The organism is Actinokineospora sp. NPDC004072 (assembly GCF_053604195.1).
On sequence record NZ_JBSGHB010000024.1, the window covers coordinates 86,572 to 107,015 of the forward strand.

Consider the following 20,444-nt stretch of genomic DNA (forward strand, 5'->3'; position numbering starts at 1 on the left):
GGTGTCCGAAAGGTGCGGAATTCGGCCGCGGTTCGCCGCGGATGCGAGGATGCCCGCGTGATCGATCCCAGTACCGCCCTGCCCGCGGTCGCCCGCGAGGTCGAGGAGTTCGTCAACAGCGGTGGCTGGGACCAGCGCCCCCAGCTGTTCGCCCTGGTGCCCACCGACCACCTGCTGACCGCGCAACCGGACCTGCTGGGCCAGGTCGACCCGGAATCCCCGCTGACCCCCATCGCCCAGGACAGCCTGCCCGAGGGCGACCTCGGCGCCGCCCTGGCCGGGATCATGTGGCCGGAGGCGGTCGCGGGCTGCGCGCTCGTGCAGGAGATCGTGATGCTGCCGCCGGAGGCCGAGGCCGACCTGCCCGACGGCGACGACGCGCTGGCCAGGGTCGCCGCGTCGCACCCGCAGGCCAGGGAGGCCCGGCTGGTCGCCGCGGTGCTGCGCGGCGGCGCGGCCGCGTGCGTCATCCGGGTCCGCGACCTCGACGAGCTGGTGGAGAACCCGCAGCTGGCGCCGAACCTGACCCAGGCGCTGCTGGCGACCTTCGACTAGCCCGCGGCGCAGAGCGGCACGGCGCGCCCGGCCTCCAGATCGGTGAGGGACTGCACCGCGCCCTCCAGCGTCTCCACCCGGACCAGCCGCAAGCCCTCGGGGGCGTTGTCGACCGCCTCGGCGCAGTTGGCGGCGGGCACCAGGAACGTCGTCGCGCCCGCCTCGGCCGCCGCGGTCATCTTGAACGCGATGCCGCCGATCGGGCCGACCACGCCCTGGCTGGTGATCTCCCCGGTGCCCGCGATGATCTGCCCGTCGGCGAGGTCGCCCTCGGTGAGCCGGTCCACGATGGCCAGGGCGAACATCAGCCCGGCCGACGGGCCGCCGACGTCCTCCAGGGTGATCGTGGTGGTGAAGTCCACCGCGGGCTGGTCGACCACGCCGAGGCCGATGAAGCCCTCGGTGCGCGGGTCGGCCCCGAAGGCCACCGCGTCGGCGAGGGTGATGGTGGCCTTCTGCGTGGCCCCGCCGCGCACGTAGGCGATGCCCACCTGGTCGCCGGGCCGGGTGCCCTCCAGCGCGGCGCGCACGTCGTCGGCCTGCACGATCTTCTTGCCGTTGACCTCGGTGATCTCGTCGCCGGGGGCGAGCACCTTGTCGGCGGGGGCGCCGGTGGTGATCTGCTGGGCGACGACCTTCATCGGGTAGTCGAGGTGGCGCAGCGCGGCGGTCTCGGCCGCGCTCTGGGAGTCCTCGAACAGCTTGGTGTTCTGCTGCTGGATGTCCTCCTCGCTCTCCCCCGGCGGGAAGTAGTCCTCCCGCGGGGCCAGCGCGAAGCGCCCGCTCACCCACAGCGCCAGCGCGCTGAAGAGGGTGATGTCGTCGTTCACCGAGACGGTGGTCATGCGCAGCTGGCCGCTGGTCTCGTAGGTCTTCTCGCCCTCGACCTGCACGATCGCCACGCCGTCGACGTCACCGAGGGTGTCGTAGGTGGGGCCGGGGCCGAGGGAGACGTACGGGATGGGCACGCTGGCGCCCAGCACGGCCAGCACCAGCGCCAGCCCGGACCCGACGAGCACGGTCCAGCCGCGCCGGGACAGCCCGCGCTGCGGGTCGGGCGGGGCGGGAACCGGGTCCTGGGTGGCGGTGCTCACGACGACACAGGGTACGTGCGTTCGCCGACGGCGGATCACCGGACGTACCGGACGCGGGCGCGCCGCGTACCGTGGTGCTATGAACGAGTTCAAGTTCGGCTTCAGCCTGCCGGACCCCGATGACCGGGACAAGGACGAGAACCCCGGGCAGGCCGGGCAGCAACCGAACCCGTTCGAGGCGTTCGGGCAGCTCGGCCAGATGCTCAGCCAGCTGGGCCAGATGATGAGCCAGGCGAGCACGTCGACCGGCCCGGTGAACTACGACCTGGCCAAGCAGATCGCGGTGCAGAAGCTGGGCGGCAAGCCCGGGTTCGCCCCCGACGCCGCCAAGGCGGTCGCCGACGCGGTCCACCTCGCCGAGATGTGGCTGGACCCGGTGACCACGCTGCCCGCAGGCGCGACCACGACCAAGGCGTGGAGCCCGCGCGACTGGGTGGACGCCACCCTGCCGACCTGGCGGCGGCTGTGCGACCCGGTCGCCCAGCGCATGTCCGGGGCCTGGGTGGAGGCGCTGCCCGCCGAGGCCAAGCAGCAGGCGGGCCCGCTGCTGGCGATGGTCGGCCAGATGGGCGGCATGGCCTTCGGCTCGCAGCTGGGCCAGGCGCTGGCGCAGCTGGCCGCCGAGGTGCAGACCTCCTCCGACATCGGCCTGCCGCTGGGCCCGGAGGGCACCGCGGCGCTGCTGCCGGACAACATCGAGACCTTCACCAAGGGCCTGGAGCGCCCCTCCAGCGAGGTCATGGTGTTCCTGGCCGCCCGCGAGGCCGCCCACCAGCGGCTGTTCGCGCACGTGCCGTGGCTGCGGCAGCGCATGCTGGGCTCGGTGGAGGAGTTCGCGGGCGGCATCAAGGTCGACACCGACGCGCTGGAGCAGCTCGCGGGCCAGTTCGACCCGATGAACCCCGAGTCGATCGAGCAGGCCATGCGCTCGGGGGTGCTGGAGCCGCAGACCACCCCGGAGCAGAAGGCCGCGCTGACCCGGCTGGAGACCCTGCTCGCGCTGGTCGAGGGCTGGGTGGACGTGGTGGTCGCCGAGGCCGTCGGCGACCGGCTGCCCGGGGCGGACGCGCTGCGCGAGACGCTGCGCCGCCGCCGCGCCTCCGGCGGCCCGGCCGAGCAGACCTTCGCCACCCTCGTCGGCCTGGAGCTGCGCCCCCGCAGGCTGCGCGCCGCCGCGGCGCTGTGGCGGCTGGTCACCGACCAGCACGGCATGACCACCCGCGACGGCCTGTGGGCCCACCCCGACCTGCTGCCCACCGCCGAGGACCTCGACGACCCGATGGAGTTCGCCGAGCGCCTGGGCTCCCCCGGCGTCGACCCCATCGCCGAGCTGCGCAAGAGCGAGGGGACCGAGGAGTGAGGGCGCGGCTCGACCAGATCGTCGTCGACTGCCTCGAGCCCGCCGCCCTGGTCCGCTTCTGGGCCGGGCTGCTGGGCGGGGAGGTGGTCGACCGCCCGTCGGGCTGGTCGCACACCGAGCCGCCGGGCTTCCCGGTGCTGGCCTTCCAGCCCGTGCCCGACCCGCGCACGACCAAGAACCGCCTGCACCTCGACGTCGAGGTCGACGACATCCCGCACGCCGCCGAGACCGCGGTGGGCCTCGGCGCCGAGCGGGTCGGCGACGTCGTCCGCGACGCCAAGGGCGCCTTCCAGGTCATGCGCGACCCGGAGGGCAACGAGTTCTGCTTCGTCAGTCCTCCGTGAGCCCCCAGCCCGCGGCCGCCGACAGCCCTTCGAGGTAGCCGACGGCGCGGTCGGTCCTGGGGTACTGGCGCACCAGCGCCCAGAACTGCGGCCCGTGCCCGGGTTCGAGCAGGTGGGCCAGCTCGTGCACGAGGACGTAGTCGAGCACCCAGCCGGGCACCTGCCGCAGCCGCTCGCTGATCCGGATGGTCCGGTCGATCGGCGTGCACGACGCCCACCGCGTCCGCATCGGCGGCACCCACCGCACGGACGCGGGCTCGCACTGCCCGGCGAAGTACTTCGCCGACAACTCCCGGCAACGCGCCAGCAGCGTCGCATCCGACGACCGCGCAGGCGGCCGCGGAGGCGCTTCGCTCCGCAACAGCCTCCGCTGCATCTCGGCGACCCAGTGGGCCTCCTCCTTCTTCGACAAACGGGCGGGGATCTGGACGATCAGGGTGTCGCCATCGCGATAAGCGGTGACGGTACGGGTGCGACGCTTGCTCCTGCGCACCTCGACGCGGGGTTCGGCCACGGGACAACGGTAGAGGTCGACACCGACATCCCGGCAGCGGCACTTTCCCCCTGTGGACAACCCGCTCCGCCGTTCGGCCCAACCAGGCATCCTGGCCCCATGACCACCACCCCACCCGCCCCCTTCCGTTGCAGCACAGCCCATCCCACCCACTCCCCTCCGCCCCATCCCCACCCACTCCTCCGCCCCATCCCACCCGACCGGGAGCGTTCGCACCCCCTCCCTCTCCGGCACCCCTCCCACCCGCGCCTCCCACAGCCCTCCTCTTCCACACCCCTCCCACCCTCTCCTTTCCCGCACCCCTCCCACCCGCGCCCCCCGCACCCCTCCTCTTCCACACCCCTCCCACCCTCTCCTTTCCCGCACCCCTCCCACCCACGCCTCCCGCACCCCTCCTCTCCACACCCCGTCATCTCCCGCAGCCCTCCCACCCCCCTCCCTCTCCTTCTTCCGCGCCTCCCTCTCCTGCGCCTCCCTCTCCCGCGCCTCCCTCTGCCGCGCCCATCCCGACCCGCGCCCATCTGCACGCCTCCCTCCCCCACCCCCTCTCCCACACCCCCGTTCCCTCTCCCGCGCCCCCGCCCCCCGCCCAAGTCCGCACCCCACTGCCAGCGCCCAGCACCCACCTCCCGCCTCATCCCCATCACCGGCCCAAAGCTTCCGCCCCATCCACGCGCCACCCGCTCGGTCCCATCACCCGACCCCCACCCGCTGCGCCCGCCCATCGCCGCCACCCGCTCCACCCCCAAACACCGCCCCCACCCGCCCGGTGACTCCCCGCAACCACCGGCGCGGTCGGTTCCGCTCGCCCGGCCCTCCACCGTGGAATCCTCAGGATGTCCCGGTTATCACGCGGGAACTAGCTGCATGGGGCCGCCCTCGCAAGGAACAATCGGGGCGTGACCGAGATGCCACGCAAGACTGTCGCGCGGACCGCGCGCCTGGCCAGCATCCCGCTCGGGGTGGCGGGCCGGGCGGTCGGCGGCTGGGGGAAGCGGCTGGCCGGGCAGAGCGCGGACAAGGTCAGCGCCGAGATGTCCGCGCGGACGGCCGAGCAGGTGTTCGCCGTCCTCGGGCAGCTCAAGGGCGGGGCGATGAAGTTCGGGCAGGCGCTGTCGGTGTTCGAGGCGGCGGTGCCCGATGAGCTGGCCGAGCCCTACCGGGAGGCGCTGACCCGGCTGCAGTCGGCCGCGCCGCCGATGAGCGCGACGACCATGCACCGGGTGCTGGCCCAACAGCTGGGCAGCGGGTGGCGCAAGCGCTTCGCGGCGTTCGACGACGAGCCGTCCGCCGCGGCCAGCATCGGGCAGGTGCACCGGGCCGTCTGGCACGACGGGCGCGAGGTCGCGGTGAAGGTGCAGTACCCCGGCGCCGACGAGGCGCTGCTGTCGGACCTGCGCCAGCTCCAGCGGTTCAGCAAGCTGTTCCAGCCGCTGGTGCCGGGCATGGAGATCAAGCCGCTGCTGCGCGAGCTGGCCGACCGCATGGTCGAGGAGCTGGACTACCGGGCCGAGGCCGAGAACCAGCGGACCTTCGCCCGCGCCTTCGCCAACGACCCGCGCGTGCTGGTGCCGCGGGTGGTGGCGAGCGCGCCCAAGGTGACGGTGACGGAGTGGGTGACCGGCAAGCCGCTCTCGGCGATCATCCGCGACGGCGAGCGCGCCGAGCGCGACCAGGCGGGCGAGCTGCTGTGCGAGTTCCACTTCTCCTCGCCTGCCCGGGTCGGGCTGCTGCACTCGGACCCGCATCCGGGCAACTTCATGATCAGCGAGGACGGCAGGCTTTGCGTCCTGGACTTCGGCGCGGTCGCCCGGCTGCCCGACGGGCTGCCCCGGCCGCTGGGCGTGATGACCCGGCTGTCGATCGAGGGCCGCTCGGCCGACCTGCTGCGCCTGATGCGCGACGAGGGCTTCGTCCGCCCGGGCATGGAGCTCGACGCCGAGGACGTGCTGGCCTACCTGGCCCCGTTCGCCGAGCCCGCCGCGGTCGAGACGTTCCACTTCAGCCGCCGGTGGATGCAGCGCCAGGCCGAGCGGGTCGGCGGCGGGCAGGACTTCAAGACCGGCCGGTCGCTGAACCTGCCGCCGCAGTACCTGCTGATCCAGCGGGTGACGGCGGGCGCGACCGGCATCCTGTGCCAGCTCGACGCCCACTTCTCGATGCGCCCGATCATCTCCCGCTGGCAGCCGGGCTTCGCCGACGAGGCGGCCTGAGCTACCACCACTCCGCGGACAGCTTCGCCTCGATGCTGCGCAGGTGCTCGCGGGCGCACCGGGGGCAGTGCCACCGGCTGCCGCGCTCGTCGGTGTCGCGGACCCAGGCCAGCCGGTCCAGCGGGTCCACGTCGTCGCGGGAGCGCCCGCAGCGGTCGCAGCGCTCGGTCACCGCACCCCCAGGTGCACGGTCGAGGCGGCCAGGACGAACACGTCGTCGCGCGCGCCCACCCAGTCCGGCCCGTCCTCGTCCAGCAGCCGGGCGACGGTGGCGCGATCGGACTCGGACAGGAACTCCTCGGTCACGTCGGCCAGCCAGGCCAGCCAGTCGGCGACGAACCGCCGGACCTGCGGCGAGCCGGGCGCGGGCAGGTCGACCAGGAAGCTGAACGCGCGCACGTCGGTCAGCCCGCCGTCGGCGAGCAGCCGGTTCCACCCCACGCCGCTGCGGACCAGCCCGTCCATGCCCGCCCGCATCCGGGCGAACCACTCGGCCCGCGCGGCGTGCAGGCGGTCTTCGAGGCCGGGCTCGCCGACGCCGATGTCCCAGGGCAGGCACCGCTTGCTCAGCCCGCCCTCGACCAGCGCCAGCGTCCCGCCCGGCCGGACGATCCCGGCCAGCCGCGCCACCCCGGCCCGCTCGTCGGGCAGGTGGTGCACCACCCGCGACGCCCACACCAGGTCGCCCTGGGGCACCGCGTCGGCGAGCCCGTCGTCGGCCGCGTCGAACTCGACGGTCAGGATGTCGACCGCACCGCCGCCGTTGACCTCCTCCACCGCCGCCCGCACGTTCTCCAGGGCCGCGGCCTGGAGTTCGGGAACCGCGTCGACCAGCACGATCCGACCGCCGCCGCGCGCGGCCAGCGCGGTGGCGAAGGCCGCGGCCATCCCGCCTGCCCCGGACCCGACGTCGACCACCGTGGCGCCCGCGGGCAGCGGGTCGACCAGCCGGTCGGCCACCCCGGCGTTGACCTCGGCCTCCAGCGCGTCGGTCCGCCGCATCTCGGCGATCCGCTCGGTCCAGTCGATGCGATCATGGGTGTGCGCCATGCGGCCAAACTAGCCCGCAGGTCCTCACAATTTGCGGAGCCCGGTCAGCACGCGGGTCAGCATGGCCACGTCCGGGGCGCCCTCCGGCACCCGGTGGACGCGGACCACCCCGGCGGCGGCCAGGTCGGCGATCAGCACCCGGGCGACCCCGAGCGGGACCGACATCAGCGCGGCGACCTCGGCGACCGAGCGCGGCGTGCGGCACAGGGCGGTGATCGTCCGCGACTCCCACGACGAGCGCGTCCCCTCGCGCGTGGTGTGCACCAGGGCCTCGATCGCCAGGTCGCCGGACGCGCGGGTGCGGCCGCGGGTCCAGGCGTACGGGCGGACCAGCGCGTGCGACTCGGGTCGGGTGAGCCAGTCGGCGTACTCGTCGGTCCAGTGCTCGGCGGTCTCGACCGGGGTGTCGGCGTCCCAGAAATCGGCTTCAACCGGAGCCGGGTCCGGTTCGGGTGCGGTCTTCCCGCGCTTGCGCCCGATGAACCGCGCGCCGACCGGCGGGTCCTCGGGGGTTGGCGCCGGGCGGACGGGCCCGGCGTCCTCGGCGGGCCGCCCCGCCGGGCCGAAGCGGGCGCCGGTGCGGCCGACTTCCGGATTCCTTCGCGCCCGGTGGGTGTTGCGGGCGACCACGGTCTTCTGCACCAACGCCAGCCCCAAGGCTTCCGTTTGACAGGGTTCCCCACGGTAACGCCGTCACCACGTCCCGCGGTGTCCCGCGGGTTTCTTTCCGGTTTCTCCACTCGAACGGCGCAAAGCCCCGCCACCGGTGCGGTGGCGGGGCTGCGCGAATCGGGGTTTACGCCGGGAGGCTGGCGTTCTCCGCGCGCTGGGCGGCCCAGTTCGAGACCCGCTCCCAGCGCCTGGTTCGCAGGAGGCCGCGGACCAGGCGGTGCTTGCGCGCCGCCTGCTCCGCCTCCCGCATTCGGGATCTGGCGAGATGTTCGTAGATCAGCATTTGCGTGCTCTCCTGCGGGAAGTAGTCGTCGAGCTTCGGGTTGATCAGCTGGGTGGTCATGCCGCGACCTCGTTTCGGGCGCGGGCCGCGCGCTCGGCGGCGTCGCGGGCGGCGTCCTCCTTGCGCGGGCGGCCGCGGGGCCGCTTGCGTGGGATGACCACGCCGCGCTCGAAGATCTCGCCGCCCCAGACGCCCCACGGCTCGTGCCGGGCCAGCGCGGCGGCCAGGCACGCGGCGCGGACCGGGCAGTCCTCGCAGAGGGCCTTGGCTCGCTCGAGCTCGGCGGGCGCGTCGGCGAACCACAGGTCGGGGTTGTCGGAAGACCGGCAGGGCAGGTCCAGTCCGGCTTGCGGGGCCGCGTCGAGCAGCTCGCTCACGCCGGTGCTGGCCATCTCCAGCAGGTCGGGGAGCACTCCGGCGGTGCGCGGAGCAGTGGCGGTTGACATCTGGTGTCGCTCCAGGTCGAAGTGTGGGCAAAGAAAAAGGCCGCGGATTCCGGTATCGGAGTCCGCGGCCTCGGGAGCCTGGGTACGTTGACGTGGCGTCAAGTGACCCGTCCCGAGGATGCGGACAGGGAAGTGGCGGTGACATCGATGCGCTCAGCGCGCTGCCGAGCCGAAGCAGCAACGGCAACGGTCGCGCGAACGCGGCCGCCACCCTGCTTCGGGCAGACCCCAGCCCCAGACACAGCTCCGCCCGTGGGCAGCGCGAGGTAGCCTGGGGTCATCTGGAACTTGATGGTCTCCACGACGGCCACCTCCTCACTCGCTCTCGTTGGGCAGAACTCCCGGGCAGTTCGATCCCGGTGATTGCAGGTTATTGGGGTCACGGCGGGTGCCGCAACCGAATTTCCACTTCTCCGTGTGACGCCCGTCACACTCGTTTGGCCGAGCTGTCGCCGGACACCAGCGACAGCACCTCCGACCCGAACTTCTCCAGCTTCTGCGCTCCGATGCCTGCGATTGCCACGAGCGAGGCCCGATCCACCGGACGTTGTTCGGCAATGGCCATCAAGGTGGCGTCGGTGAAGATGACGTAGGCGGGCACGCGCAGCGCTCGGGACCGCTCGTGCCGCCACTCCCGCAGCCGGTCGAGCAGGGGCTCGTCGACATCGGCCGGGCAGTCCTCGCAGCGGCCCAGCTTGACCGCCAGCGCGCCGACCAGCCGCGCGTCGCACACCCGGCAGAACTTCTCGGTGAACCGCGGCCGCGTGCTCGACTCCCGCTTCGCGGGCAGCCGCGCGGCCGGGTGGCTGTCCGGGATCAATCCGTAGAGGAACCGGCTGCGCCTGCGGTAGCGCCCGCCGCCCTCGGTGCGCGCCAGCGACCACGACAGCGACAGGTGCTCGCGGGCGCGCGTCACGCCCACGTACAGCAGCCGCCGCTCCTCCTCCACCGCCGCGGCGTCCCCGTCCGCGTGCTGGATCGGCAGCGTGCCCTCCACCAGGCCGACGAGGAACACCGCGTCCCACTCCAGGCCCTTGGCCGCGTGCAGCGACGCCAGCGTGACCCCCTCGACCGCGGGCGGGTGCTGGGCCTGGGCGCGCTGCTCCAGCTCGTGGCAGAACCGCCGCAGGTCGGCATCGGGCACCGCGGCCGCCAGTTCCTCGGCGACCTCGACCAGCGCCAGCAGCGACTCCCACCGCTCCCGCGCCGACCCGCCTGCGGGCGGCTCCGCGGTCAGCCCGACCTGCTCCAGCACCGACCGCACCTGCCCCGGCAGATCGCCCCCGGGCGGGTTGACCGCGGCGGTGCGCAGCGCGGCCACCGCCTGCCGGATCTCCTGGCGGGCGAAGAACCGCTCCCCGCCGCGCACCAGGTACGGGATGCCCGCCGCGGCCAGCGCCTGCTCGTAGACCTCCGACTGGGCGTTGATGCGGAACAGCACCGCGATCTCGCGCAGCGGCGTGCCCGCCTCGGCCAGCTCCTTGATCCGGGCGACCACGGCCGCGGCCTCGGCGGGCTCGTCGTCGAACTCGGCGAACACCGGCTGCGGGCCCGACGGCCGCTGCCCCACCAGCCGCAGCCGCGACCCCGCCGGGCGGTCCCTGGCCGCCGAGATCACCCGGTTGGCCAGCGACACCACCTCCGGCGTCGAGCGGTAGTCGCGCTCCAGCCGCACCACCACCGCCTCCGGGTAGCGCCTGCTGAAGTCCAGCAGCGGCCGCGGCGAGGCCCCGGCGAAGGAGTAGATGGTCTGGTTGGCGTCGCCGACCACCGTGATGTCGTCGCGCTTGCCCAGCCAGGCGTCCAGCACCCGCTGCTGCAGCGGCGTCACGTCCTGGTACTCGTCCACCACGAAGCACCGGTACCGGTCGCGGAACTCCTCGGCGACGCCCGCGTGTTCCTCCAGCGCCGCGGCGGTGTGCAGCAGGAGGTCGTCGAAGTCCAGCAGCCGCGCCCGGGTCTTCAGCGCCTCGTACCCCGCGTACACCGCCGCCACCAGCTCAGGCGCGGCAGGCGTCGACCGGTGCGCCCTGGCGACGGCGGCCGGGTAGTCCTCCGGCCCGATCAGCGTCGCCTTGGCCCACTCGATCTCGGCCGCCAGGTCCCGCAGCGACTCCCGCTCGGTCGCCGCGCCCGCCCGGTGGGCCGCCTGGCCGACCAGCCGCAGCTTGCCGTCGACCAGCTCCCACGGCTCGTCGCCGACCACGCGCGGCCAGAAGTACCGGAGCTGCCGCAGCGCCGCGGAGTGGAACGTGCGCGCCTGCGCGGCGTGGATGTCCATCGACCGCAACCGCGTCCGCAGCTCCCCGGCCGCCCGGGTGGTGAAGGTGACGGCGAGGACCTGGCCTGCGGCCACGTGGCCGTCGTGCACCAGCGCGGCGATCCGGCTGACGATGGTCCTGGTCTTGCCCGTCCCCGCGCCCGCGAGCACGCACACCGGCCCGCGCGGGGCCCGCACGGCGGCCAGCTGGTCGGGATCGAGCCCCTCTGAGAATCCCCGCGCGCCGGCCATGCGCAGCATCTTGACAGAGCGCACCGGTGGAGAGTGGGAGCCCGCCCCGTATCCTGGGCAACATGGCGGACAAGCAGGACAAGGCGGCTGCGAAGGCGGCGGCCAAGGAGGCCAAGGCGGCCCGCAAGGCCGAGTCGAAGGCCAAGCGCGGGCAGATCTTCCAGGCGTTCAAGATGCAGCGCAAGGAGGACAAGGGCCTGATCCCGTGGATGCTCGGCGCATTCCTGCTGGTCACGGCCGTGGTGTTCGGCATCGGCTGGCTGCTGGGCATCGAGTGGTTCCTGCTGCCGGTGGGCATCGCCTTCGGCCTGCTCGCCGCGGTCATCATCTTCGGCCGCCGCGTGCAGAAGACGGTCTACGGCAAGGCGGAGGGCCAGCCCGGCGCCGCCGCGTGGGCCCTGGAGAACATGCGCGGGCGCTGGCGGGTCACCCCGACCGTCGCGGGCACCACCCAGCTCGACGCGGTGCACCGGGTCATCGGCCGCCCCGGCGTCATCCTGGTCGCCGAGGGCTCGCCGCACCGGGTCAAGGGCCTGCTCGGCCAGGAGAAGAAGCGCATCTCCCGGCTGGTCGGCGACACCCCGATCTACGACGTCATCGTCGGCAACGCCGAGGGCCAGGTCCCGCTGCGCGGCCTGCAGAAGCACCTGATGAAGCTGCCCAACAACCTGCGCCCGAACGACATCGACAGCGTGGAGAAGCGCCTGGCCGCCCTGGCCAACCGCGGCGCCGCCCTGCCCAAGGGCCCCATGCCGCAGGGCGTGAAGATGCGCAGCGTGCAGCGCACCATCCGCCGCCGCTAGCGCATCCGCAGCTCGATCGTCCCCGTCAGGCGGTCGTGGAAGCCGCGCCCGTCGCGGTCCCAGATCGCGGCGGGGATGATCAGGCCCGCCAGCAGCGCCCTGGGCGCCGACCGCAGCGGGCCGACCACGGCGCCGCCGTCCATGCGCACCACGCGCAGCCCGAGCAGCAGCTTGCCCGGCGTGAACCCCGCCAACCCCACGCCGACGACGGTGATCACCAGCCAGACCCCGACCGCCACCAGGTTGTAGGTCCACTGCGACGACAGGTCGTCGAGGTCGCGCTCGACGAACAGCGACGTCACCAGCGCCGCCAGCACCAGGTCGATGAGGAACGCGACCAGCCGCGCGCCCGTGCCCGCCACCGAGCCCGGCCCCCGCTCCGGCAGGCCGAGCCGGTCACCGCGCCAGCGCGACTCCCCCTCGCGGGGCTCCAGGGCCGCGCCCGTCCCCGACAGCCAGGTGCCACTCCATCTGCTCACCCCACCAGCGTAGGACGGCATGCCGCAGGTGGCCGACAGTGGCATGCTCCGGTCGGATCGGGTCGTCGTTAACACCGACGAAACACCGGGGTGACTGCCGGGCAACACCGCCCCCATAGCGTCATCACGCAGAGCGGGCCTGCCCGTCAAGCAGAGCCAGGAGTAAGGAGCCAACCAGCGTGTTCAACTCTTCCGACGAGGTCCTGCGCTTCATCGCCGACGAGGATGTGAAGTTCGTCGACGTCCGGTTCTGCGACCTTCCCGGCGTCATGCAGCACTTCACCGTCCCGGCCGCCGCCTTCGACGAGGCCGCGTTCACCGAGGGCCTGGCCTTCGACGGCTCCTCCGTGCGCGGCTTCCAGTCGATCCACGAGTCGGACATGCTGCTGCTGCCCGACCCCTACACCGCGCGGGTGGACCCCTTCCGCATCGAGAAGACGCTGATCCTCAACTTCTTCGTGCACGACCCGTTCACGCTGGAGCCCTACAGCCGCGACCCGCGCAACATCGCGCGCAAGGCCGAGCTGTACATCGCCGAGTCCGGCATCGCCGACACCGCCTACTTCGGCCCCGAGGCGGAGTTCTACACCTTCGACTCGGTGCGCTTCGACTACACCGAGAACGGCTCCTTCCACGAGCTGGACTCCGTCGAGGGCTGGTGGAACACCGCGGCCGAGGAGAACGGCAACAACAAGGGCTACAAGACCCGCTTCAAGGGCGGCTACTTCCCCGTCCCGCCGGTCGACCACTTCGCCGACATGCGCGACAAGATGGTCGTGAACCTGACGAACGCGGGCTTCACCGTCGAGCGGGCCCACCACGAGGTCGGCACGGGCGGCCAGGCCGAGATCAACTACCGGTTCAACACCCTGCTGCACGCCGCCGACGACCTGCAGCTGTTCAAGTACATCATCAAGAACACGGCCTGGCAGGAGGGCAAGTCCGCCACCTTCATGCCCAAGCCCCTCTACGGCGACAACGGCTCGGGCATGCACTGCCACCAGTCGCTGTGGAAGGACGGCGTGCCGCTGTTCCACGACGAGTCCGGCTACGCGGGCCTGTCGGACACCGCCCGCCACTACATCGGCGGCCTGCTCGCCCACGCCCCCTCGCTGCTGGCCTTCACCAACCCGACGGTGAACTCCTACCACCGCCTGGTCCCCGGCTACGAGGCCCCGGTCAGCCTGGTCTACTCCCAGCGCAACCGCTCGGCCTGCGTGCGCATCCCGATCACCGGCAACAACGCCAAGGCCAAGCGCGTGGAGTTCCGCTGCCCGGACTCCTCCGGCAACCCGTACCTGGCCTTCGCCGCCATGGTCATGGCCGGTCTGGACGGTGTGAAGAACAAGATCGAGCCCCCGGCCCCGATCGATAAGGACCTCTACGAGCTGCCCCCCGAGGAGGCCAAGGAGGTCCAGCAGGTGCCCGCGTCGCTGGACCAGGTGCTCGACGCGCTCGAAGCCGACCACGACTACCTGCTCGAGGGCGGCGTCTTCACCCCCGACGTGATCGAGACCTGGGTGGCGTTCAAGCGCGAGCACGAGATCGACCCGCTGCGCCTGCGCCCGCACCCCTACGAGTTCGGCCTGTACTACGACTGCTGATCACCAGCGGGAACGGGGCGGCGACCACCGGTCGCCGCCCCGTTTCACGTACCCGAAAGAGTGGGTTTCCCGAACCGATACCGCCCGTGGGATTCCCTTGGCAGCACGGAAAGCCGTACGCTCCCGCGCACACCAGTCCGTCCGGCTCTCGGGCGGGCGCTCTTTCCCAGCGATCGTCGAGGACCCGCCATGTTCGCAACCCTAGATCCAGCGCGCCTAGACCGGCTGAAGACGGCCTACGCGGTGCGCAATCTCGATCGGGAAGCCTCGTTCACCCTCGTCCACCACGCCGACCACCAGCCGGTGCACGGCGACGTCGTGCTGGCGGAGATCACCAAGGTTGGCTACCACCAGCTGCTGGAACTGACCGACGGCCGCAAGGCCCGGCTCTACGTGGGCGACGAGGTGCTCGTCGCCTACGGCGCCCGCTACGCCCCCGACCACTTCGAGGCCGAGCTGCCCGACGACCTCGGCGCGTGCGGCCTCGTCGCCGCGGGCGGCGTGCTGGGCAAGGTCCGCAGCCGCAACGCCGCCGTCTCCGCGCCGACGACGGTGCGCCCCCTGGGCCTGCTCGGCGACGCCACCGGCCGGATCATCAACGTCGCGGACCTGGCGCTGGGCGTCCCGGTGTCCGCTTTGCGCGTTCCGCCCACCTTCGTCGTGGTCGGCACGTCGATGAACTCAGGCAAGACGACCACCGTCGCCTCGCTCGTGCACGGCCTGACGCGGGCCGGGCTGCGGGTCGGCGCGGCGAAGGTCACCGGCACGGCGGCGGGCGGGGACCCGTGGCTGTTCCGCGACTCCGGCGCCGTCATCGCCCTCGACTTCACCGACGCGGGCATGGCCACCACGTTCCGCATCCCGTTGGACCGCCTGGTCGACGGCGCGCTCCTGCTCCACGGGCACCTGATGGCCCGCGGCGTGGACGCCATCGTCCTGGAGATCGCCGACGGCCTGCTGCAGCCGGAGACCGCCCAGCTGCTCGACCGCCCGGAGATCCGCCGGATCACCAGCGGCGTCCTCTTCGCCGCCGCCGACTCCTCCGGCGCCCTCTACGGCGTCCAGCGGCTGCGCGCGGGCGGGCACCCGGTGCTGGCCGTCAGCGGCCTGCTCACCACCTCGCCGCTGGCCCAGCGCGAGGCCCAGGCGGGCCTGGACGTGCCGGTCTACGGCGCGCTCGACCTGCAGTCCCCCGCCCTGGCCGGGGAACTGCTGCGCCGGGTCACCGCCGAGGTCGTGATGGACGAGGTCGGCGAGGTCCTGGCCTAGTCCAGCTTGCCCAGGTCGAACCCGTGCGCCTCCAACGCGGCGCGCGGGTCGGCGACCAGCTTGCGCCTGCCGAGGTCCATGACCCCGATGACGCAGGCGATCTCGGCGGACACCGTCCCGTCGAGCTTGGTGATCGTGGAGTCGGCGCGGAAGGTCTTGCCCGCGCCGAACTTCACCTCGCAGGTCACGTCCACCGACTCGCCCGCGCGGATCTCCCTGCGGTAGTCGATGGTGGACGACAGCAGCACCGGCGCCGTCCCGCCCTCGATCAGGCTCGACCACTGGCAGCCCGCCGCCGCGAAGCCCTCCACCCGGGCGACCTCCGCGTACTGGTGGTACACGGCTTGGTTGACGTGCCCGAGCGCGTCGAGCTCGTAGCTGCGCACGGGGATGCGGATGCTCCAGGCCATGCCAGCACTCTAGGCCGCCCGACCCCGCGGCGAGCGCCCGCGTGAGCAGCCCCTCAATCCTCGTAGAACAGCCGCTCCACCACCCCGCGCGCCCGCCGGGTGGTGCGCAGGTAGGCGTCGACGAACGCGCCGGGGTCGCCCCCGGTGTGCCCGACGGCCGCCGCGGTCGCCGCCAGCTCCCGACCGGACCCGGGAAGCTGGTCGGTCGGCTTGCCCCGCACGAGCGTGGCCGCGTTGCGCACGTGCGTGGCCAGCAGCCACGACTCGCGCAGCGCCGCCGCGTCGGCGGGGTCGACCAGCCCCGCCTCCGCAGCCGCGCGCAGCCCGTCCAGTGTGGACGTCGTGCGCAACCCGGGGTGGGCGTGGGCGTGCCGGAGCTGGATCAGCTGGAGCGTCCACTCGACGTCGGCCAGACCGCCCCGTCCGAGCTTGGTGTGGGTGTGCGGGTCCGCACCCCGGGGCAGCCGTTCGGTGTCCACTCTGGCTTTGATTCTACGGATCTCCCGCACCTGGGCGCCATCAATTCCGTTCTGCCGGTAGCGGATCGGGTCGATCATCTGGATGAAGCGGGCCCCCAGGTCCTCATCGCCCGCGATCGGCTTGGCCCGCAGCAGCGCTTGGGCCTCCCAGATCTCCGCCCACTGCGTGTAGTACGCGCGGTAGGACTCCAGCGTCCGCACCAGCGGCCCGTTCTTGCCCTCCGGCCGCAGGTCGACGTCGACGTGCAGCGGCGGGTCGCCGCTGGGCGAGCCGAGCAGCTTGCGCAGGCTCTGCGCGACCCGGCCCGCGTAGCGCACCGCGTCCTGATCGGACACCCCGTCGGCGGGCTCGCACACGAACAGCACGTCGGCATCGGAGCCGTAGCCCAGCTCCGCCCCGCCGAGCCTGCCCATCCCGATGACGGCGATGCGCGCCAGGTGCCCGCCGTCAGCTGCCGCCTCAGCCCGATCCACGGCCGCGAGCGCGGCCTGCAGCACCGCGGCCCACACGCTCGACAACGCCGCGCACACCGCCTCGACGTCCAAGAACCCCAACAGGTCCGCGCACGCGACCCGCAGCACCTCGTGCCGCCGCAACGACCGCGCGGCGGCCACCGCGTTGCCCAGGTACCCGTGCCGCTTGACGGCGCTGCGCAGCGAGGCGGCGACGTCGGCCGGGTCCCGGTGGGTCAGCTCCCGCGGCTCGGCCAGCAGCCGCAGCACCTCCGGCGCGCGGACGATGAGGTCGGGCACCAGCTTCGACGTGCCCAGCAGCCGCGCCAGCCGCTCGGCCACGGCGCCCTCGTCGCGCAGGACCCGCAGGTACCACGGCGTCGAGGCCAGCGCCTCCGACACCTTCCGGTAGGCCAGCAGCCCGCCGTCCGGGTCGGGGGTGTCGGCGAACAGGTCGAGCAGGACGGGCAGCAGCGCGGTCTGGATCGCCGCGCGCCTCGACACCCCCGCGGTGAGGGCCTTGATGTGCTGCAAGGCGCCGTCGGGCGCGGTGTAGCCCAGCGCGGCGAGACGGGCCTGCGCCTGCCCCGCGGTCAATCGCAGCGCGTCGGTCGGCACCCGGGACACGGCAGCGAGCAGCGGTCGGTAGAACAGCTTCTCGTGCAGCCTGCGGATGTGGTTGGCCTGTTTGCGGAACTCGGCCTGCAACGCCTGCGCCGCTGACCGCCCGCCTTCCGGCCCAATCCCCATCGCGCGTGCCAGCCGCCGCAACTCGATGGTGTCGTCCTCGGCGGGGAACAGGTGCGTGCGGCGCAAACGCTGCAACTGCAACCGGTGTTCGAGCGTACGCATGAAGCGATAGGACTCGGTCAGCTCCGCAGCGTCCGTACGGCCGACATACCCACCAGCGCCCAACGCCGCCAAGGCATCGACAGTAGAGGAGATGCGCAGCGATTCATCCGCACGCCCGTGCACCAGTTGCAGGAGTTGCACAGCGAACTCGACATCGCGCAGCCCACCGCGGCCGAGCTTGAGGTCGCGCTCGATCAGCTCGGTGGGCACGTGCTGCTCCACGCGCCTGCGCATCTCCTGCACGTCGGCGACGAAGTTCTCCCGATCGGCCGCCGACCACACCATCGGGCGAACCACGCCGATGTACTCCTCGCCGAGCTCGCGGTCCCCGGCGATCGGCCGCGCCTTCAGCAGCGCCTGGAACTCCCAGGTGCGCGCCCACCGCTTGTAGTAGGAGGCGTGCCCGTCGACCGTGCGCACGAGCGCGCCCGCCTTACCCTCCGGGCGCAGCGCGGCATCGACCTCGAAGCAGGCTTCGCCCGCGACCCGCATCAACGCGCTGGCGACCCGGGTGGCGAGCGCGGTGTCCCCTTCGGCGACGAACACGATGTCGACGTCGCTGACGTAGTTCAGCTCATGCCCTCCGCACTTGCCCATCGCGATGACGGCCAGGCGCGCCTGGTCCTGCGCCCCGTCCTGCTCGCCCCAGGCGACCGCGAGCGCGGCCCGGATCGCGGCCTCCGCGAGGTCGGTCAGCTGACCGGTGATGGTGGCGTAGTCAGCCCTGGGCACGCCCGGCTCCACGACATGCCCGAGGTCGTCCCCCGCGACCTCCATCAGCAGCCCGCGGTAGGCCGAGCGCAGCGCGCGGATCGCCTCCCGACCGCGCACGCGGGCGACCGGCCCCTGCGGTCCGTCCCCCTCGGCCTCCACAGCCGCGAGGAGCGCGTGCGTGTACCCATCAACCGGGGTACGGCCGCTGTTGAGCCTGCGCCACTCCCCTGGCACCAGCGCGAGGTGATCGGCCATCGCCGTCGACGAGCCCAAGACCGCGATGAGCCTGCCGCGCAGCTGCCGGTCGTCGACCAGAGCAGCGCGCAGCTCCGGCCATCCTTCGGGGTCGGCCTCCCGCACGCGATCCAACCCCCGCAGCGCGACATCGGGCTCGGGCGCGCGGGAGAGCGCGGCCAGGATCGGCTCGTAGTCCCGCAGCGGGCCCGAGTCGTCCCAGAGACCGGCCGCGCGCAGCTCGCGCTCGGCCCGGTCCCCGGTGAGGCCGAAGCGGGCCGTGGACTGCACGGAGCGGGCGGGGTCGGCCATCGGCTAGATGATCGGCAGGGTCGGTCGGGCGGTCTCGGCCGGGGCGAGGTCGCCGCGCGCCAGCGCGATGAACCGCCCGGTGAACGGCCGCCAGCACGCCTCGATGTCCTCGTGCAGCTCGGCAAGCCGGTCCGGGCTGAGGTCGCCCGGCTTGGCGCAGGCGGCCACGTCCGGGTACTTCTCGGCCCAGCGCAGCACGGTCTCCGCCGAGGTCTCGATGTGGAACTGCAAGCCGTAGGCCACCGGACCGACCCGGAACGCCTGGTTCGGGTAGCGGGCGGCCGCGGCGAGCAGGACCGCCGCGTCAGGCAGCCGGGTGACAGCATCGCTGTGGAACTGCACCACATCGGGCATCAGCGGCAGGTCGGCGAAGAGGGGGTCCGTCCAGCCGAGGTCGCGCTTGGCGATCAGCCCGGAGCCCGCCTCCGGCCCCTTCTCCCCGACCTCGACCCGCCCGCCTGCGGCCACCGCGAGGAGCTGCGCGCCCAGACAGATCGCGAGCACCGGCACGCGCTTGGCCACGCAGGCCGCCAGCAGCGCGCGGACGTCGGCCAGCTCGGGGTCATTGGCGCTGCGGCCACCGCCCAGGCAGACGACGGCCTGGTAGTCGCCGAGGTCGATCGGGTCGCGGCCGTGGTGGACGACGTGCGGCTCGGCGCCCGCGTCGATCAGCCACTCGGCGAGCGTGCCGGGCGGGTCATCGTCGTCGAGCTGCAGGACCAGGGTGCGTACGGTCACACGTCGAGGGTATTAGCGACCGGGAGCCGGTGTTCGACGGCCTCCAGGACGGGCCGGTAGCCGATGCGCCGGTAGATGGCGTTGGAGACCGGGTTGGCCACGTCGGTGAACAGCAGCGCCTCCCGGACGCCCATGTCCAAGGCCGCCTGGGTCAGGGCCGCGGTGATCGCGCTGCCGTATCCGTGGCCGCGATGGTCCCGCGCGGTGTAGACGGGCCCGATGCGCGACATGCCGTGCAGCGGCGGGCTGACCGCGGCCATCGCCACGTCCTCCCCCGCCGGGTCGCGCCAGATCCCGAACCGCCTTACGCCGGTGGCGAACGAGTAGCGCACCACCTCCTCGCCTCCGCGCCCGACACCACCAACACTGGAGTCGTCGGAGAACTCGTCCATCCAGACACCGAGGCGGGGGATGTCGTCCTCGACCGCCCAGCGGAACTCGCCGGGCACCTCCGGGCGAACGAAGTCCACCAACCGGTGCAGGCGCAGGGCGATGGTCTTGTCGGGCACTTCGCCGGTGGCGTCCGTCCACAGTGTCATCAGCGGGTCGGCGACCTCCCGCGGCCCGGCGAACCCGCCTGGCTCCATGCCGTTGCGCACGAGGAAGTCGATGAGGGCGGTATGGGTGGCCGCGGGCATCCCGGAGACGATCAGCGGCCAGGGCGGCGTGCGGAAAGCGACCCCGACTGGAGTGCCGTCATCGAAGACGGTGATCATCCTGACATCGGGCTGGTCGTCCTTGAGCACGCCGGTGAGCACGGTCAACGCCATGGTGTGGCGGACCGGGTCGGCCTGGAACAACGGCAGCGCATGCGCGGCGAACTCGCTGACCTCCGAGTGCAGGATCACGTCCATACCGCATGGTCCGCCGTGCGGCGGCGAGCGCGCAAACGAATAAAGGCGGGGTGTTCTCGCAGTGGCCCGATCACTCGGGTTCCTGCGAGAACACCCCGCCTTGTAAAGAAGTCCGGCGGTGTCCTACTCTCCCACACCCTCACGAGTGCAGTACCATCGGCGCTGATGGGCTTAGCTTCCGGGTTCGGAATGGGACCGGG

At 72.8% G+C, this 20,444-nt stretch carries 20 protein-coding genes and 1 rRNA gene; 7 read left to right on the top strand and 14 right to left on the bottom strand.

Features of this window, described 5'->3' with window-relative positions; genetic code table 11:
* The first annotated feature begins 60 nt into the window (after positions 1–60).
* Entirely contained in the window at positions 61–555 is a 495-nt protein-coding gene (locus tag ACWEPX_RS29150; RefSeq protein WP_451900475.1) for a PPA1309 family protein, read from the top strand.
* Here ACWEPX_RS29150 and ACWEPX_RS29155 read toward each other — a convergent pair.
* The gene (locus ACWEPX_RS29155; protein WP_451900458.1) at positions 552–1,649 is read right to left on the bottom strand and encodes a YlbL family protein; all 1,098 of its coding nucleotides are present in this window, start codon (positions 1,647–1,649) and stop codon (positions 552–554) included. The two genes, ACWEPX_RS29150 and ACWEPX_RS29155, sit on opposite strands and share 4 nt — an antisense overlap.
* Before the next feature lie 79 nt (positions 1,650–1,728).
* Between ACWEPX_RS29155 and ACWEPX_RS29160 the strand changes: the two genes are divergently transcribed.
* Positions 1,729–3,009 (top strand): zinc-dependent metalloprotease, encoded by a 1,281-nt coding sequence (locus ACWEPX_RS29160; RefSeq protein ID WP_451900459.1) that lies wholly within the window; start codon positions 1,729–1,731, stop codon positions 3,007–3,009.
* A complete protein-coding gene (locus tag ACWEPX_RS29165) occupies positions 3,006–3,353 on the top strand; it encodes a VOC family protein (protein WP_451900460.1) in 348 nt (115 codons plus the stop codon). Before ACWEPX_RS29160 ends, ACWEPX_RS29165 begins: the two co-directional genes overlap by 4 nt.
* Here the strand turns inward: ACWEPX_RS29165 and ACWEPX_RS29170 are convergent.
* Positions 3,340–3,846 (bottom strand): M48 metallopeptidase family protein, encoded by a 507-nt coding sequence (locus tag ACWEPX_RS29170; RefSeq protein WP_451900476.1) that lies wholly within the window; start codon positions 3,844–3,846, stop codon positions 3,340–3,342. The genes ACWEPX_RS29165 and ACWEPX_RS29170 overlap by 14 nt on opposite strands.
* Positions 3,847–4,775: 929 nt before the next feature.
* On the opposite strand from ACWEPX_RS29170, the gene ACWEPX_RS29175 reads away from it, so the two are divergent.
* On the top strand, positions 4,776–6,080 hold the full coding sequence (locus tag ACWEPX_RS29175) for an ABC1 kinase family protein (protein ID WP_451900477.1): 1,305 nt from the start codon (positions 4,776–4,778) through the stop codon (positions 6,078–6,080).
* Between the two features lies 1 nt (position 6,081).
* Here ACWEPX_RS29175 and ACWEPX_RS29180 read toward each other — a convergent pair whose 3' ends face one another.
* From ACWEPX_RS29180 to ACWEPX_RS29205, 6 genes are all read right to left on the bottom strand, one after another.
* Positions 6,082–6,252, bottom strand: a complete 171-nt coding sequence (locus ACWEPX_RS29180) for a hypothetical protein (RefSeq protein ID WP_451900461.1) — start codon at positions 6,250–6,252, stop codon at positions 6,082–6,084.
* Positions 6,249–7,130: a methyltransferase domain-containing protein gene (locus ACWEPX_RS29185; protein WP_451900462.1), complete on the bottom strand. Its 882-nt coding sequence runs from the start codon at positions 7,128–7,130 to the stop codon at positions 6,249–6,251. The genes ACWEPX_RS29180 and ACWEPX_RS29185 overlap by 4 nt, the downstream gene beginning before the upstream one ends.
* Before the next feature lie 24 nt (positions 7,131–7,154).
* Positions 7,155–7,772 (bottom strand): DUF742 domain-containing protein, encoded by a 618-nt coding sequence (locus ACWEPX_RS29190; protein WP_451900463.1) that lies wholly within the window; start codon positions 7,770–7,772, stop codon positions 7,155–7,157.
* 154 nt (positions 7,773–7,926) lie between these two features.
* Positions 7,927–8,145, bottom strand: a complete 219-nt coding sequence (locus ACWEPX_RS29195; protein WP_451900464.1) for a hypothetical protein — start codon at positions 8,143–8,145, stop codon at positions 7,927–7,929.
* A complete protein-coding gene (locus ACWEPX_RS29200) occupies positions 8,142–8,531 on the bottom strand; it encodes a WhiB family transcriptional regulator (protein ID WP_451900465.1) in 390 nt (129 codons plus the stop codon). Before ACWEPX_RS29200 ends, ACWEPX_RS29195 begins: the two co-directional genes overlap by 4 nt.
* Positions 8,532–8,958: 427 nt before the next feature.
* Positions 8,959–11,043 carry an ATP-dependent DNA helicase UvrD2 gene (locus tag ACWEPX_RS29205; RefSeq protein WP_451900478.1) on the bottom strand — a complete coding sequence of 695 codons (2,085 nt, stop codon included), beginning with the start codon at positions 11,041–11,043 and terminating at the stop codon, positions 8,959–8,961.
* Between the two features lie 62 nt (positions 11,044–11,105).
* Here ACWEPX_RS29205 and ACWEPX_RS29210 point away from each other — a divergent pair, with 62 nt between their 5' ends.
* Entirely contained in the window at positions 11,106–11,846 is a 741-nt protein-coding gene (locus tag ACWEPX_RS29210; protein ID WP_451900466.1) for a DUF4191 domain-containing protein, read from the top strand.
* Here the strand turns inward: ACWEPX_RS29210 and ACWEPX_RS29215 are convergent.
* Positions 11,843–12,325 carry an RDD family protein gene (locus tag ACWEPX_RS29215; RefSeq protein WP_451900467.1) on the bottom strand — a complete coding sequence of 161 codons (483 nt, stop codon included), beginning with the start codon at positions 12,323–12,325 and terminating at the stop codon, positions 11,843–11,845. The genes ACWEPX_RS29210 and ACWEPX_RS29215 overlap by 4 nt on opposite strands.
* Before the next feature lie 179 nt (positions 12,326–12,504).
* On the opposite strand from ACWEPX_RS29215, the gene glnA reads away from it, so the two are divergent.
* On the top strand, positions 12,505–13,929 hold the full coding sequence (gene glnA, locus ACWEPX_RS29220; protein ID WP_451900468.1) for a type I glutamate--ammonia ligase: 1,425 nt from the start codon (positions 12,505–12,507) through the stop codon (positions 13,927–13,929).
* 189 nt (positions 13,930–14,118) lie between these two features.
* A complete protein-coding gene (locus tag ACWEPX_RS29225) occupies positions 14,119–15,198 on the top strand; it encodes a DUF1611 domain-containing protein (RefSeq protein WP_451900469.1) in 1,080 nt (359 codons plus the stop codon).
* Here ACWEPX_RS29225 and ACWEPX_RS29230 read toward each other — a convergent pair.
* The 5 genes from ACWEPX_RS29230 to rrf all read right to left on the bottom strand — a co-directional run.
* Positions 15,195–15,608, bottom strand: a complete 414-nt coding sequence (locus tag ACWEPX_RS29230) for an acyl-CoA thioesterase (protein WP_451900470.1) — start codon at positions 15,606–15,608, stop codon at positions 15,195–15,197. The two genes, ACWEPX_RS29225 and ACWEPX_RS29230, sit on opposite strands and share 4 nt — an antisense overlap.
* 53 nt (positions 15,609–15,661) lie before the next feature.
* Complete coding sequence (locus tag ACWEPX_RS29235) at positions 15,662–18,652, bottom strand: bifunctional [glutamine synthetase] adenylyltransferase/[glutamine synthetase]-adenylyl-L-tyrosine phosphorylase (protein ID WP_451900471.1); 2,991 nt, start codon at positions 18,650–18,652, stop codon at positions 15,662–15,664.
* A gap of 3 nt (positions 18,653–18,655) precedes the next feature.
* Positions 18,656–19,390: a type 1 glutamine amidotransferase gene (locus ACWEPX_RS29240; RefSeq protein ID WP_451900472.1), complete on the bottom strand. Its 735-nt coding sequence runs from the start codon at positions 19,388–19,390 to the stop codon at positions 18,656–18,658.
* Positions 19,387–20,238, bottom strand: coding sequence for a GNAT family N-acetyltransferase (locus ACWEPX_RS29245; protein WP_451900473.1), 852 nt, complete (start codon positions 20,236–20,238; stop codon positions 19,387–19,389). Before ACWEPX_RS29245 ends, ACWEPX_RS29240 begins: the two co-directional genes overlap by 4 nt.
* Before the next feature lie 116 nt (positions 20,239–20,354).
* Positions 20,355–20,444, bottom strand: a 5S ribosomal RNA gene (rrf, locus tag ACWEPX_RS29250); the annotation flags it as partial.

What these genes read in the sequence shown, in the direction of transcription:
- ACWEPX_RS29160 (WP_451900459.1), top strand. Translation starts at nt 1,729, where the DNA reads ATGAACGAGTTCAAGTTCGGCTTCAGCCTGCCGGACCCCGATGACCGG.
- ACWEPX_RS29175 (WP_451900477.1), top strand. Translation starts at nt 4,776, where the DNA reads ATGCCACGCAAGACTGTCGCGCGGACCGCGCGCCTGGCCAGCATCCCG.
- ACWEPX_RS29185 (WP_451900462.1), bottom strand. Translation starts at nt 7,130, where the DNA reads ATGGCGCACACCCATGATCGCATCGACTGGACCGAGCGGATCGCCGAG.
- ACWEPX_RS29195 (WP_451900464.1), bottom strand. Translation starts at nt 8,145, where the DNA reads ATGACCACCCAGCTGATCAACCCGAAGCTCGACGACTACTTCCCGCAG.
- ACWEPX_RS29200 (WP_451900465.1), bottom strand. Translation starts at nt 8,531, where the DNA reads ATGTCAACCGCCACTGCTCCGCGCACCGCCGGAGTGCTCCCCGACCTG.
- ACWEPX_RS29205 (WP_451900478.1), bottom strand. Translation starts at nt 11,043, where the DNA reads ATGGCCGGCGCGCGGGGATTCTCAGAGGGGCTCGATCCCGACCAGCTG.
- ACWEPX_RS29210 (WP_451900466.1), top strand. Translation starts at nt 11,106, where the DNA reads ATGGCGGACAAGCAGGACAAGGCGGCTGCGAAGGCGGCGGCCAAGGAG.
- ACWEPX_RS29225 (WP_451900469.1), top strand. Translation starts at nt 14,119, where the DNA reads ATGTTCGCAACCCTAGATCCAGCGCGCCTAGACCGGCTGAAGACGGCC.
- ACWEPX_RS29230 (WP_451900470.1), bottom strand. Translation starts at nt 15,608, where the DNA reads ATGGCCTGGAGCATCCGCATCCCCGTGCGCAGCTACGAGCTCGACGCG.
- ACWEPX_RS29235 (WP_451900471.1), bottom strand. Translation starts at nt 18,652, where the DNA reads ATGGCCGACCCCGCCCGCTCCGTGCAGTCCACGGCCCGCTTCGGCCTC.